The organism is Rhodopseudomonas palustris (assembly GCF_013415845.1).
GTDB classification, from domain to species: domain Bacteria; phylum Pseudomonadota; class Alphaproteobacteria; order Rhizobiales; family Xanthobacteraceae; genus Rhodopseudomonas; species Rhodopseudomonas palustris_F.
This window is the reverse complement of record NZ_CP058907.1, coordinates 4,936,229-4,950,483: the sequence shown is the minus strand read 5'-3', so window position 1 is coordinate 4,950,483 and position 14,255 is coordinate 4,936,229. Positions and strand designations below refer to the sequence as shown.

13 protein-coding genes are annotated in these 14,255 nt (G+C 64.8%); 12 read left to right on the top strand and 1 reads right to left on the bottom strand.

The window, feature by feature from the left end; genetic code table 11:
* Positions 1–135: 135 nt before the first annotated feature.
* The 9 genes from HZF03_RS22660 to HZF03_RS22620 all read left to right on the top strand — a co-directional run bounded on the left by HZF03_RS22660 (position 136) and on the right by HZF03_RS22620 (position 10,192).
* On the top strand, positions 136–2,256 hold the full coding sequence (locus tag HZF03_RS22660; RefSeq protein WP_119017745.1) for a TRAP transporter permease: 2,121 nt from the start codon (positions 136–138) through the stop codon (positions 2,254–2,256).
* Positions 2,253–2,627 carry a DUF1850 domain-containing protein gene (locus HZF03_RS22655; protein ID WP_119017744.1) on the top strand — a complete coding sequence of 125 codons (375 nt, stop codon included), beginning with the start codon at positions 2,253–2,255 and terminating at the stop codon, positions 2,625–2,627. Before HZF03_RS22660 ends, HZF03_RS22655 begins: the two co-directional genes overlap by 4 nt.
* 147 nt (positions 2,628–2,774) lie before the next feature.
* Complete coding sequence (locus tag HZF03_RS22650; protein WP_119017743.1) at positions 2,775–4,550, top strand: B12-binding domain-containing radical SAM protein; 1,776 nt, start codon at positions 2,775–2,777, stop codon at positions 4,548–4,550.
* A gap of 99 nt (positions 4,551–4,649) precedes the next feature.
* Entirely contained in the window at positions 4,650–5,453 is an 804-nt protein-coding gene (locus tag HZF03_RS22645; protein WP_119017742.1) for an SDR family NAD(P)-dependent oxidoreductase, read from the top strand.
* A gap of 188 nt (positions 5,454–5,641) precedes the next feature.
* Positions 5,642–6,388 carry a lysozyme inhibitor LprI family protein gene (locus HZF03_RS22640; protein WP_119017741.1) on the top strand — a complete coding sequence of 249 codons (747 nt, stop codon included), beginning with the start codon at positions 5,642–5,644 and terminating at the stop codon, positions 6,386–6,388.
* A gap of 180 nt (positions 6,389–6,568) precedes the next feature.
* Positions 6,569–8,479, top strand: coding sequence for a propionyl-CoA synthetase (locus tag HZF03_RS22635; protein WP_119017740.1), 1,911 nt, complete (start codon positions 6,569–6,571; stop codon positions 8,477–8,479).
* 178 nt (positions 8,480–8,657) lie between these two features.
* On the top strand, positions 8,658–8,918 hold the full coding sequence (locus HZF03_RS22630; RefSeq protein ID WP_119017739.1) for a hypothetical protein: 261 nt from the start codon (positions 8,658–8,660) through the stop codon (positions 8,916–8,918).
* Positions 8,919–9,150: 232 nt separating this feature from the next.
* On the top strand, positions 9,151–9,840 hold the full coding sequence (locus tag HZF03_RS22625; protein WP_119017738.1) for an OmpW/AlkL family protein: 690 nt from the start codon (positions 9,151–9,153) through the stop codon (positions 9,838–9,840).
* Between the two features lie 133 nt (positions 9,841–9,973).
* Positions 9,974–10,192: an alkylphosphonate utilization protein gene (locus HZF03_RS22620; RefSeq protein ID WP_011160033.1), complete on the top strand. Its 219-nt coding sequence runs from the start codon at positions 9,974–9,976 to the stop codon at positions 10,190–10,192.
* 36 nt (positions 10,193–10,228) lie between these two features.
* Here HZF03_RS22620 and HZF03_RS22615 read toward each other — a convergent pair whose 3' ends face one another.
* Positions 10,229–10,405: a hypothetical protein gene (locus HZF03_RS22615; protein WP_012497682.1), complete on the bottom strand. Its 177-nt coding sequence runs from the start codon at positions 10,403–10,405 to the stop codon at positions 10,229–10,231.
* A gap of 394 nt (positions 10,406–10,799) precedes the next feature.
* Between HZF03_RS22615 and HZF03_RS22610 the strand changes: the two genes are divergently transcribed.
* The 3 genes from HZF03_RS22610 to HZF03_RS22600 all read left to right on the top strand — a co-directional run bounded on the left by HZF03_RS22610 (position 10,800) and on the right by HZF03_RS22600 (position 14,255).
* Positions 10,800–11,213 carry a RusA family crossover junction endodeoxyribonuclease gene (locus tag HZF03_RS22610; protein WP_119017737.1) on the top strand — a complete coding sequence of 138 codons (414 nt, stop codon included), beginning with the start codon at positions 10,800–10,802 and terminating at the stop codon, positions 11,211–11,213.
* Positions 11,213–11,863, top strand: a complete 651-nt coding sequence (locus HZF03_RS22605) for a hypothetical protein (RefSeq protein ID WP_119017736.1) — start codon at positions 11,213–11,215, stop codon at positions 11,861–11,863. Before HZF03_RS22610 ends, HZF03_RS22605 begins: the two co-directional genes overlap by 1 nt.
* A 232-nt stretch (positions 11,864–12,095) precedes the next feature.
* Positions 12,096–14,255 carry an anthranilate synthase component I gene (locus HZF03_RS22600; RefSeq protein WP_119017735.1) on the top strand — a complete coding sequence of 720 codons (2,160 nt, stop codon included), beginning with the start codon at positions 12,096–12,098 and terminating at the stop codon, positions 14,253–14,255.

Genomic DNA, 14,255 nt, shown 5'->3' with positions numbered 1-14,255 from the left:
AAGTCAGGTGTCATGGCCGGGCTCGACCCGGCCATCCATCTTCTTAGGGAGACTGATGGATGCGCGGGTCAAGCCCGCGCATGACGTTCGGAATAACGAACCTCATAACAAACCAAGCGGCGGGAACGGTCATCGATGTTGAAGCCTGAGGTTGCGGTCGAGCCGACGCCGGCGCCGGTCCATGTCGAGTTCGACAATTTCGAGCACGGCTTCCCGGCCGGCTTCGGGCCGCGGGGGTGGCGCTATCTGGCCTATGCGGTGGCGATCGCGTTTGCCAGCTTCCAGCTCGTCATCGCGGCCTGGAACGTGCTGCCGAGCCAGGTGGTGCGCGGCGTTCATGTCGGCTTCCTGCTGCTGCTGACCTTCGGGCTGATCGGCAATTTCACCGCGCGCACCGATTTCGGCCGTGCGATCGCCTGGCTGACCGGCGCGGTCGGGTTCTTCTGCGGCCTGTATCAGTGGATCTTCTACGCCGACCTGATCCAGCGTGACGGCGATCCGACCCATCTCGATCTCGCGGTCGGCACGCTGCTGGCGGTCTTGATCTTCGAGGGCACGCGGCGGCTGATGGGGCCGGCGCTGCCGATCATGTGCGGCGTATGCCTGCTGTACTGGTTCTTCGGCCAGTATCTGCCGGCGCCGTTCAACCATCGCGGCTATGATTTCGACCAGGTCATCACCCACCTGTCGTTCGGCACCGAAGGCTTCTACGGCGTACCGATCTACGTGTCGGCGACCTACATCTTCCTGTTCATCCTGTTCGGTTCGTTCCTGGAACGCGCCGGGATGATCCAGCTGTTCACCGACGTGTCGCTCGGCCTGTTTGGCCGCAGCCGCGGCGGTCCGGCCAAGGTGGCGGTGTTCGCCTCGGGCATGATGGGCACGATCTCCGGCTCCGGCGTCGCCAATGTCGTCACCGTGGGCCAGTTCACCATTCCGCTGATGATCAAATTCGGCTATCGCCGCGCCTTCGCGGCGGGCGTCGAAGCCACCGCCTCGATGGGTGGCCAGATCATGCCGCCGGTGATGGGCGCGGTCGCGTTCATCATGGCCGAGACGCTCGGCGTCGACTACGCGGTGATCGTCAAGGCCGCCGTGATCCCGGCGATCCTGTATTTCGCCTCCGCGTTCTGGATGGTGCATCTCGAAGCCGGCAAGCATGGCCTGGTCGGGATGAAGAAGTCCGAGATCCCGAGCGCATGGCGCGCCGCGGTCGATCGCTGGTACCTGATCCTGCCGCTGGCGGCGCTGGTATTCATGCTGTTCGAGGGCTTCACGCCGCTCTACGCCGGCTCGATGGGCCTGGCGCTGACGGTGGCGCTGATCCTCGGCGCGTCGATCGTGCACGGATTCTCCAACACCGTGCTGCGCTACGTGTTCTGGATCGGGCTGGCGCTGGTGGTCGGCGCGGCGTCGCATAGCGGCCTCGACATCATGCGGATCGTGGTGATCGTCGCCGCGCTGGTGGCGATCGCCGCGATCACCCGCGGCGGACGTGCCACGCTGCGCGCTTGCCGGGATTCGCTCGCCGACAGCGCCAAGTCTGCGCTCACCGTCGGCATGGCCTGCGCGATCGTCGGCACCATCATCGGCATGATGACCCAGACCGGCGTCGGCACCGTGTTCGGCACCTGGGTGATCGGGCTCGGCGAGCACAGCCTGTTCCTGGCACTGGTGATGACGATGCTGCTGTCGATTTTGCTCGGCACCGGCATTCCGACGATCCCGACCTACATCATCACCGCGGCGCTGGCCGCGCCGGCGCTCGCCAAGCTCGGCGTGCCGCTGATCGTCAGCCATATGTTCGCGTTCTATTACGGCATCATGGCCGACCTCTCGCCGCCGGTGGCGCTGGCCGCGCTCGCCGCGGCGCCGATCGCCCGCGAGAACCCCGACAAGATCGGCTGGGAAGCGATGCGGATCGCGCTCGCCGGCTACGTCATCCCGTTCATCGCGGTGTATTCGCCGGCCCTGATGCTGCAGCCTGGCGATCCGATGGCCGCCGAGCTCGGCTTCTACGGCGCGGTGGTCTACGCCACCTTCAAGGCGCTGATCGCGATCGGCCTGTTCGGCATGGTGTCGATCGGCTTCCTCTACACGCGGATGACGGTGATCGAACGCATCGTCGCGTTCGCCGCCAGCATCTGCCTGCTCGGCGAGTTCGCCTACAGCGACTACATCGGCTTCCTGATCACCGCCGTGGTGGTGGCGTGGCAATGGCGGCAGCGGCCGCGTAGCGCGGTGGCGGCCGCGTGAGCCTGTGCGTCGTGTCCGCCGGCGTGGTGAAGACGCTGGCGGTCGCCGCCTTCACGCTGGCCTGGACGCATTCGATCGAAAAGACCGAATGGCAGGAGGACTGGCGGGTGACCCCGCAGGGCCTCGAACTGATCGCCGCCCGCGTCAAAGGCAGCGGTGCCGGCATGGAACCGGCCCCCGACGCGCGACTGGTCGATGGCTGGTTTCAATGGCCGGTGACACGCCCGCCGCAGCGTGAGGTGTTGCTCGGCAATTCCGGTCTCGCGGGCGAGTGGCGGCTGTGCAGCGGGGGGAGCTGCCGCAGCCTGTCCGAGATCTTCGGCCACCCCATCGGCGCGCAGCCGACGACGCTCAGTAGCTGCCCGGACTAGCCTTTCAGCGCATTGCTGCCGGTTGAATATCGCCCTGCTGATGCCGATTAATCGCTTGCGGCCACAGCCGAAGCACAGGCACACTGCGCCGCAATACAGATCGTCCGCTTAAGGGCGTTCGGCCGGTTCCAGGGAAAGGTGTCACCGATGGCTCCGGTCGCGCGCGCGAAGCGGAAGTTTATCTTGTTGCTGATCAAACCGTCACATTACGACGATGACGGTTACGTCCTGCGCTGGTGGCGCGGGATCATCCCCTCGAACTCACTCGCTACGCTTTACGGCATCGCCGCCGACGTCGCCGCGCGCCAGGTGCTCGGCGCCGATGTCGAGTTCGAGATCGAGGCGATGGACGAGTTCAATACCCGGATCGATATTCCGGCGCTGCTCGACCGCTTCGCCCGCAACGGCAATTTCGGTCTGGTGGGGCTGGTCGGAGTGCAGTCCAACCAATATCCGCGCGCGCTCGATATCGCCCGGCCGTTCCGCGCCAGCGGTGTGCCGGTGGTGATGGGCGGCTTTCACGTCTCAGGCTGCCTGGCGATGCTCGACGGCAAGGCGATCGGGCTCGACGACTGCCGCGACATGGGCGTGGCGATGTTCGCCGGCGAGGCCGAGGGCGGCCGGTTCGATGGCGTGCTGCAGGACGCGGCGGCCGGGCAGCTGCAGCCGGTCTACAACTTCCTCAACGATCTGCCCGGGATCGAGGGCGTGCCGGCGCCATATCTGCCGCTCGCCACCGTGAAGCGGACGCTCGGCCTGTCGACCAGCGTCGATGCCGGGCGCGGCTGTCCGTATCAGTGCTCGTTCTGCACCATTATCAACGTGCAGGGCCGCAAGTCGCGCTACCGCACGCCTGATGATATCGAGGCGATGGTACGCCGAAACTGGGCGCAGGGCATCAGCAAGTACTTCATCACCGACGACAACTTCGCCCGCAACAAGGATTGGGAGGCGATCCTCGATCGGCTGATCCAGATCCGCGAGACCGAAGACATTCCGCTCGGCTTCATGATCCAGGTCGACACGCTGTGTCACAAGATCCCGCGCTTCATCGAGAAGGCCAAGCGCGCCGGGGTGACGCGGGTGTTCATCGGGCTCGAGAACATCAATCCGGCCAATCTGCTCACCGCCAACAAGCGGCAGAACAAGATCACCGAATATCGCGCGATGCTGCTGGCCTGGAAGGACCACGGCATCATCACGCTGGCCGGCTACATCCTGGGCTTCCCGGCCGACACGCCGGCCTCGATCCGCGCCGATATCGACATCATCAAGCGCGAACTGCCGATCGACGTCATGGAGTTCTTCTGCCTGACGCCGCTGCCGGGCTCTGAGGATCACCAGACGCTGTGGCGCGCCGGCGTCGCGATGGATCCCGATCTCAACAACTACGATGTCGAACACGTCTGCACCGCGCATCCATTGATGTCGCAGTCCGAATGGGAAGCGATCTATCGCGAGGCGTGGAGCCGCTACTACACGCCCGACCATATCGAGACGCTGCTGCGGCGCGCCGCCGCGACCGGGATCAAGATCAGCAGCCTGGTCAAGCTGCTGGCGATCTTCTCCACCGCGATCCGGGTCGAGAATGTGCACCCGCTGCAGTGCGGCCTGTTCCGGCAGCGGCACCCGTCCGAGCGGCGGCCCGGCCTCGCCGCGCCGAACGCGCTCCTGTTCTGGCCGCGTTTTGCGCTCGACAGCGTACGCAAGACCGGCGTCATTCTGGCGGCATTTGCCAAAGTCGCGGCGATCGGCGTCCGGGTCGCCCGCGATCCGCAGCGGCTCGCCTACACCGATCAGGCGTTGACGCCGGTGTCGGACGACGATGCGGATTCGCTGGACCTCTTCACCCAGAGCGCCAGCGCCAAGCAGGCTGTTGCCCACCAGAAGAAGGTGTTTGATCTCACGCACGGGACGCCGTAATCACGCCTCGCCGCGGGTGCCGGGTTGCCCGACGGCGAGGGCGGAGTAGGCCCGCGCCCGTGACGGGCGCGGCCGTAGCGTGTAGTGGAACGACAGACTATGCCACGACTTGAAGGCAAAACCGCGCTGGTGGTCGGCGCCGGTTCGATCGGACCCGGCTGGGGCAACGGCAAGGCGACCGCAGTGACGTTCGCGCGCGAGGGCGCGCAGGTGTTCTGCGTCGATCGCAACCTCGCTGCCGCCGAGGAAACCGTCGACATCATCAAGGCCGAAGGCGGCCGAGGCATCGCGTTTGCCGCCGACGTCTCGCGCGCTGCCGACGTCGAGGCGATGGTGGCGGCCTGCGTCAAGGCGTGGGACGGCATCGACGTGCTCGACAACAATGTCGGCATCGCGGAGACCGGCGGCGTCGTCGAAGTCTCCGAAGCCGATTGGGACCGGGTGTTCGCGATCAACCTGAAGAGCGCGTATCTGGCGATGAAGTACGTCGTGCCGGTGATGCAGCGGCAGGGCAGCGGATCGATCATCAACATCTCGTCGATCGCGTCGATCCGGTATCTCGGCATCTCCTATGTCAGCTACGCGGCTTCGAAGGCGGCGATGAACGCGCTGACCCGCAACGCCGCGGTAGAATACGCCAAGGATCATGTCCGCGTGAACGCGATCCTGCCGGGGCTGATGAAGACTCCGATGGTGGCGCACTCGGCCGGCCTCGCCGCCAGTTATTCGGGCGGCGACGTCGATGCGATGTGGCGCGCCCGCGACGCCCAGGTGCCGATGGGCCACATGGGCGAAGCCTGGGACGTCGCCAACGCCGCCACATTCCTCGCCAGCGATGAGTCGAAATACATCACCGGCATCGAACTGGTGGTCGACGGCGGCCTGACGCTGAAGGTGAATTGAGCGCGACGCTCATGATAAGGAGGCGCGAAGCGCTTCCTTCTCTCCAACGTCATGGTCGGGCTTGACCCGGACATCCATGACAAGTGCACGGCGGCGCTTGAAAGACGTCGTGGATGCCCGGGTCAAGCCCGCGCATGACGGAGTCAATGAAACGACGCTGACTGAAGTATGAAGCGGTAGTTCGTTCGATGCGCGCTCTCCTTATTGCCGCGAGTTTACTGATCGCCGCGTCGCCCGCCTTCGCAACCGGTGGCGAGCCGCCGGACGATCCGACCGCCGATCCGGGGGCGTGCCTCGCTGCAGCGGCTAAGCCGGACGAGCGGCACACCATCGTGCTGTGCAGCAGGGTGATCGACAGCCGAGAGACCGAGAAGGGCGAGCGCTGCAAGGCGCTGCTGGCGCGGGCCGCCGCTCATGCCCGGATCGGTCAGGTCGATCGGGCGATCGCCGATTACGACGACGCGCTGCGGGTCGATCCAAAGCAGCCCGATGCGCTCAATGCCCGCGGCGAGCTGTGGCGCGGCAAGGGCGACACCCGCAAGGCGCTCGCCGACTTCGCCGCCGCGCTGAAGCTGAAACCCGACCACGTCGCGGCGCGCGCCAACCACAAGGCGCTGGCGCTGGAGGTCGAGCGGGTCGGGGTGCAGCAGGCGGTCGCCGGCAAGCCGAGCTTCGACTGTCGCCGCACCCTCAAGGCTGTGGACAAGGCGATCTGCGCCGATCCGGCGCTGGCCGATCTCGACCGCCGCATCGACGCGCTGTACCGCCGGGCGCTTCGCGAGAGCGCCGGCGAGCCTGCGGCGGTGCGGGCGCTGAAGAAGGCACAAACTTCCTTCGTTGCCGCGCGCGACGCCGGCTTCGGCCGCCCGGGCTACGATCTGCGCGCCGCTCTGGAAGCACGCCTGCGGCAATTGTCGGGACCTGGCGGCAGTTAGACGCCACCCCCAGCTCTCCGGTCGGCGCTTGCAACCCGTTGGCAGCTCGCCACAATGCCGCCCGGGCCGGACCGAACCAAAGGATGCGGCTTGATTAGGAACAAAGGCGGGGTTGCGTACCGCGCCTAAAAGCCGGACATGGCGGGCAAACCGCCTTGAGATCCACGGGAGCGTGACGCCATGACTATCCATGACAACAGCCGTTACCGCGAGGTTCATGCCCGCTCGCTGGCCGACCCGGAGGGATTCTGGGGAGAGGTCGCGAAAGACATCGACTGGATCACGCCGCCCACCAAGGTGTTCGATCCCTCGCTCGGCCTGTATGGCCGCTGGTTTCCCGGCGCCAAGGTCAACACTTGCTACAACGCCCTCGATCGCCACGTCGCGAACGGCCGCGCTGATCAGCTCGCGCTGATCCACGACTCGCCGCTGACCGGCACGGTGAGCAAATACACTTACGCCGAGATGCTGCGCGAAGTGCAGACGCTCGCCGCCATCATGCAGGACTTCGGCGTTCAGAAGGGTGACCGCGTTATCCTTTATATGCCGATGGTACCGGAATCGATGGTGGCGATGCTGGCCTGCGCCCGCATCGGCGCGGTGCATTCGGTGGTGTTCGGTGGCTTCGCCGCCAAGGAGCTCGCCACCCGCATCGAAGACGCCAAGCCGAAGCTGATCCTGTCGGCGAGCTGCGGCATCGAGCCGGGACGCATCGTCAAGTACAAGCCGCTGCTCGATGAAGCGATTGAACTCGCCTCGGTGAAGCCGGAAGCTTGTATCATCCTCAAGCGTCCGCAGCAGGATTGCGAGCTGAAGGCGGGCCGCGATCACGACTGGGCGAGCTTGCGCGAGCAGGCGCTGGCGGCCGGCAAGAAGGCCGACTGCGTCGCGGTCGATGCGACCGACCCGCTCTACATCCTCTACACCTCCGGCACGACCGGTAAGCCGAAGGGCGTGGTCCGCGACAATGGCGGCCATCTGGTCGCGCTGAAGTGGACGATGGAAAACCTCTACGGCATCAAACCCGGCGAGGTGTGGTGGTGCGCCTCCGATATCGGCTGGGTGGTCGGCCACAGCTACATCATCTACGGTCCGCTGATCCACGGCGCGACTTCGATCATGTATGAAGGCAAGCCGGTCGGCACCCCTGATGCTGGCGCGTTCTGGCGGGTGATTTCCGAGCACGGCGCGGTGGCGCTGTTCACGGCGCCGACCGCGTTCCGCGCCATCCGCAAGGAAGACGGCGACGGCAGCTTCATCCGCAAATACGATCTGTCGAAATTCCGCACGCTGTTCCTGGCGGGCGAACGTGCCGATCCGCCGACGGTGGAATGGGCCGAGCAGCAATTGCAGGTGCCGGTGATCGATCACTGGTGGCAGACCGAAACCGGCTGGTGCATCGCCGGCAATCCGGTCGGCCTTGGCCTGCTGCCGGTCAAGCACGGCTCGCCGACGGTGCCGATGCCCGGCTACAAGCTTGAGGTCGTCGACGAGGGCGCCAAGCCGGTGCCGGCCGGGACGATGGGCTCGATCGTGATCAAGCTGCCGCTGCCGCCCGGCAATCTGCCGACGCTGTGGCAGCAGGACGAGCGCTGCCGCGAGAGCTACTTCGCCGACTTCCCGGGCTACTACAAGACTTCCGACGCCGGCTATGTCGATGAAGACGGCTATGTCTTCGTGATGGGTCGCACCGACGACATCATCAATGTCGCCGGCCACCGGCTGTCGACTGGCGGCATGGAAGAGATCCTCGCGTCGCATCCGGACGTTGCCGAATGCGCCGTGCTCGGCATCAACGATCCGATCAAGGGCGAGGTGCCGTGCGGCCTGATCGTGCTGAAGAGCGGTGTCACCCGCGATCCGGCCGAAATCGAGAAGGAGATCGTCAAGCTGGTGCGCGACAAGCTCGGCCCGGTTGCGGCGTTCAAGCTCGCGATCACCGTGCCGCGGTTGCCGAAGACCCGCTCCGGCAAGATCCTGCGCGGCACCATCAAGAAGATCGCCGACGGCGATACCTGGACGATGCCGGCCACGATCGAAGATCCGACCGCGCTCGACGACATCTCCTCGGCGCTGAAGAGCCATAGCTGAACCGATCCGGCATTGCGGACTTACAAACTCCGCAATTCGGGTTAGACAAAGCCTCGCAACGTCATTCCGGGGCGCGCGTGCAACGCGCGAACCCGGAATCCCGTCGTTGTCGCTACGAGATTCCGGGTTCACTCGCTTCGCGAGCGCCCCGGAATGACTCGTGCTCTGGGGACCTTGGATGCCGTCAACCTCAAAACGCCTGATCGCCCTGTCCGTCGCCGCCCTGGCCCTCGCCAGCTGCGCGAGCCGCAACGACGCTCCGGCGGACATCGGCGACGACGATGTCTACTGCCGGCAGCACGGTGTGGTTGCAGGGTCGTCCGAATACGTCGCGTGCCGGAAGGATCGGGACGTGCAGCGCTCCAACGCCATCACCCGTGCGAATCGCGCTCAGCGCAATCTCGGCGAGTACATGATGCGCAATCCGGAGCGTCCGTAAGCCTCTGCGCCACATGCGCTTTGTGCACGAAGCCGGGAATTTGCCGCGCGAACTGATACCACTTTGCCCGCGCTAGGACGTGAATCTGTGACCCGAAAGTCACGCGCGTCGCAATGACGCAGCGGGCGCCTCCTCATTTGATCCAGATCAAATCTTCTCAGCCCGCGACGGCATCTGTGCACCTTGAGCGTGGGTTTCCCGCTCACGCGACCGAGCTTCAAAAGGGGCATCTATGACCAAGTTTCTGACCGCAGTGTCGGCGCTGGCTTTGGCGGCGGCATTCAACCTCGTGTCGGCGAATGCCGACGCCGCCGATCTCGCCACCCGTCCGATCTACAAGGCGCCGGTTGTGGCGGAATCCAGCCCGTGGATGATCCGCCTGCGCGCGCTGGGCGTGGTGCCCCGGGATTCGGGCTATGTCGATCAGATCGCCGGCTCGTCGCTTAAGACCTCCGACGCGATCGTCCCCGAGCTCGACATCACCTACTTCTTCACCAAGAACATCGCCGCCGAATTGATCCTCGGCGTCACCCGCCACAGCGTCTCGGGTGCCGGCTCACTGACCGGAATCGACGTGGGCAAGGCCTGGCTGCTGCCGCCGACCCTGACCCTGCAGTATCACTTCACCGACTTCGGCGCTTTCAAGCCGTATGTCGGCGCCGGTGTGAACTACACCTTCTTCTTCAGCCAAAGCGCGGCCTGCTGCACCGTGATCGACAGCTACCTCAAGGATGCGTTCGCGCCCGCGGTGCAGATCGGTTTCGACTACATGATCGACCAGCACTGGGGCATCAACGTCGACGTCAAGAAGCTGTGGCTGCGCCCCGAGTGGAGCGGCACGCTGGCGAACGGCACGCCGATCACCGGCAAGGTCAATCTCGATCCGTGGCTGATCGGCACCGGCATCACCTACCGGTTCTGAGCTTTTTGGCTTCAAGACACGGCGCGGGGCGGAGCGATCCGCCTCGCGCTTTTCATTTGGATGCGGCCTGCCACAGCATTGCGCGGACGCGGCATTCCTGCTTTGGCTTTGCCAGCGAATAAGGAACCGAACCATGAGCATCGAAGTCAGGGATTGCAACGGCGCGCTGCTCGCCGACGGCGACAACGTCTCCCTCATCAAGGACCTGAAGCTGAAGGGCTCGTCGACCGTGCTGAAGCGCGGCACGATGATCCGAGGCATTCGCCTCACCGACAGCGAAGACGAAATCGAAGGCCGCACCGACAAGATCAAGGGCCTGGTGCTGCGCACGGAATTTTTGAAGAAGGCGTAACCGCGGCACCCGGTGCAGGACGCTTGCCGGAATCGCTCAGTGCAGCGATTGATCGTCGGCACAGGCCTTGCTGTACACCACCACGGCGCGCAGCCTGTCCAATTCCGCCTCGAGATGTTCGTTGACCTGCATCAGCGCGCGGAGCGCATCGTGCAGGCTGCCGCCGTTCTCGGCGACGATCCGGTCGATCTGTTGATCCAGTCTGCTCGGCATCGGGTCACTCACTGATAGTCGACACGTCACGGAACCGAAATCCGATCTTCCGATTGGGGCGGAAGTTGCGTGCGAATACGGCGCGATTGCGATGGAAGGAAATTGTCGCCGTTGTCCCCACGGCGACGCAAGGAAGACGACTGCGTCAGAGGATGCATGCCGGGAACGGGTTAGGCGTCAGCGCGTACCGATGCGTTGGTGTCGTGGCCAGAAACCGGCAAAATGAGCCACGTCCGCCATCCCCGTTGCGGCCGGTTGTCACCCGGCATGCGCAAGGAGAACACCGAAGCGGCCGGGACGTTCCTGAGCTTTGAATAGGAAAGGTATCTTGCTCAGCATTGAACCCTGCTGTGGTTAGGCTAGCTTTTTCGGAGGGTGGAATAGTGGGGCCGTCTTGGAAATACCCTTTCCGATCGAGTTTCTCGTTGCTGGTACCCCCGTTTCCTTGCAGGCGAAACGACGCCAGTCGCTGGATCAATGGAAGAGCTTGGTGATTGCCGCCAGTCGGGAAGTCCTTCCCGATGCTCACTTCGCAACCGACGTGCCGTTGTCTGTGACGTTGTTCTACTTCCCCCCGGGTGAGATGGCGGGTGATGTCGACAACATCATCAAGCCCATCCTTGATGCCTTGGGACGCCACATTTACGTTGACGACCGGCAGATCCATCGCGTTGTGGCCCAGAAGTTTGAGCCTGACGACATCTTCCCCTTTCGCGCGCCTAGTCCTACCTTGGAGGCAGCGCTCCTGGCTCAGAAACCGATCCTTTATGTCAGGCTGTCAGACAACCCATTTGAGGATTTGAACTGATGACCGCGGATGTCGGCGAACGGGAAGTTATCGACCTCGTGCTGCCCCGGCTTCAGGCTGAGGGCTACGAAGTTTATATGCATCCGTCGCCTTCGGTGTTGCCCTCGTTCATGCGCTCCTATCGGCCCGATGCGATTGCGCTGAAGAGTGGAAAGAAAGTCGCGGTCGAAGTCGTTCGCCCCTCCGACGAGGATCGTCGGCGGATTCAAGACCTGCGATCCCTGTTCGTTGGTCAAAGCGATTGGGAGCTTATGGTCATATACGCTTCTCCAAGTAATTCGACGGAACAATTGGATGTCGCGTCCCGCGAGCAGATTGAAGCATCTATTCGCGAAGTCGAAAGCTTGAGAGCGGCAGGCCAGCCACGGCCTGCTATCCTGCTGGCCTATGCTACCTTGGAGGCGATCGGGCGGGCTTTGCTTCCGGACGAGTTCCGCTATCCTCAAAGTTCTGTTCGGTTGATCGAGGTGCTCGCGTCTCAGGGACTGATCACTCCGCACGAAGCGAAAATCGTCAGAGAGGCCAGCAGGGTTCGAAACGCGGTCGCACACGGCGAGTTCGGCCCGGTCGATGACAGCCTCGTCGACTCGTTCATTGAGGTTCTGGCGACTTTGGCCGAGACGGTCCCCGCGCCGAGTTTAAGCCCATAGTCTGATCTAAGCCCGTCCGCGGCCCCTTGACTCCACCCGGCCGGGGTGGTCGTCTGCTGCCCATGCACACGTTTCGCCCGATCCCGCTGCTCAGACGTCGTTGGTGGCGCACCTCCTGACCAGAGGTGGCCGTGCGATCCCGTTAATTTCCGATCGTCCTGAGGCCGCCACGCGAGGCGGCTTTCGTTTGTCCTGTGTGGCGTTCCTCCGGCAAGTTGCTTAAGAGGATGCCATGAACAGGACCGTTTTCTCGCTTCCCGCGACCAGCGACTATAAGACCGCCGCGGGCCTCGCGGTGACGCGCAGCGCCCAGCCTTTTGCCGGCGGCCAGGCGCTCGACGAGCTGATCGATCTGCTCGACCACCGCCGCGGCGTGATGCTGTCGTCCGGCACAACCGTGCCGGGCCGCTACGAGAGCTTCGACCTCGGCTTTGCCGATCCGCCGCTGGCGCTCACCACTAGGGCCGAAAAATTCACCATCGAGGCGCTCAATCCGCGCGGCCGGGTGCTGATCGCGTTCCTGTCCGACAAGCTTGAAGAGCCCTGCGTCGTCGTCGAGCAGGCCTGCGCCACCAAGATCAGGGGGCACATCGTCCGCGGCGAGGCCCCGGTCGACGAAGAACAACGCACCCGCCGCGCCAGCGCGATCTCTCTGGTGCGCGCGGTGATTGCTGCCTTCGCCTCGCCGGCCGATCCGATGCTCGGACTGTACGGCGCCTTTGCCTACGACCTGGTGTTCCAGTTCGAGGATCTGAAGCAGAAGCGTGCCCGCGAAGCCGACCAGCGCGACATCGTGCTGTACGTGCCGGACCGCCTGCTGGCCTATGACCGCGCGACCGGCCGCGGCGTCGACATTTCCTATGAATTCGCCTGGAAGGGCCATTCCACCGCCGGCCTGCCGAACGAAACCGCCGAGAGCGTCTACACCCAGACCGGCCGGCAGGGTTTCGCCGACCACGCCCCGGGCGACTATCCCAAGGTGGTCGAGAAGGCCCGCGCGGCGTTCGCCCGCGGCGACCTGTTCGAGGCGGTGCCGGGCCAGTTGTTCGGTGAGCCGTGCGAGCGGTCGCCGGCCGAAGTGTTCAAGCGGCTGTGCCGGATCAATCCGTCGCCCTATGGCGGCCTGCTCAATCTCGGCGACGGAGAATTCCTGGTGTCGGCCTCGCCGGAAATGTTCGTCCGCTCGGACGGCCGCCGGATCGAGACCTGCCCGATCTCCGGCACCATCGCCCGCGGCGTCGATGCGATCAGCGATGCCGAGCAGATCCAGAAGCTCCTGAACTCCGAGAAGGACGAGTTCGAGCTGAATATGTGCACCGACGTCGACCGCAACGACAAGGCGCGGGTCTGCGTGCCGGGCACGATCAAAGTTCTCGCGCGCCGCCAGATCGAGACCTATTCGAAGCTGTTCCACACCGTCGACCACGTCGAGGGCATGCTGCGGCCGGGCTTCGACGCGCTCGACGCCTTCCTCACCCACGCCTGGGCCGTGACGGTCACCGGCGCGCCGAAGCTGTGGGCGATGCAGTTCGTCGAGGATCACGAGCGTAGCCCGCGGCGCTGGTATGCCGGCGCGTTCGGCGTGGTCGGCTTCGATGGCTCGATCAACACCGGCCTCACCATCCGCACCATCCGGATGAAGGACGGCCTCGCCGAAGTTCGCGTCGGCGCCACCTGCCTGTTCGACAGCGATCCGGTCGCCGAAGACAAGGAATGCCAGGTCAAGGCCGCGGCGCTGTTCCAGGCGCTGCGCGGCGATCCGGCCAAGCCGCTGTCGGCGGTGGCGCCGGACGCCACCGGCTCGGGCAAGAAGGTGCTGCTGGTCGACCACGACGACAGCTTCGTGCACATGCTGGCGGACTATTTCAGGCAGGTCGGCGCCCAGGTCACCGTGGTGCGCTACGTTCACGGCCTGAAGATGCTGGCCGAAAACAGCTATGATCTTCTGGTGCTGTCGCCCGGTCCCGGCCGGCCGGAGGACTTCAAGATCAAGGATACGATCGACGCCGCGCTCGCCAAGAAGCTGCCGATCTTCGGCGTCTGCCTCGGCGTCCAGGCGATGGGCGAATACTTTGGCGGTACGCTCGGCCAGCTCGCGCAGCCGGCTCACGGCCGTCCGTCGCGGATCCAGGTGCGCGGCGGCACGCTGATGCGCGGTCTCCCGAACGAGGTCACCATCGGTCGCTACCACTCGCTCTATGTCGACATGCGCGACATGCCGAAGGAGCTGGCCGTCACCGCCTCCACCGATGACGGCATCGCGATGGCGATCGAGCACAAGACCCTGCCGGTCGGCGGCGTCCAGTTCCACCCCGAGTCGCTGATGTCGCTCGGCGGCGAGGTCGGGCTGCGGATCGTCGAGAACGCCTTCCGGCTCGGCCAGCCGGCCTAA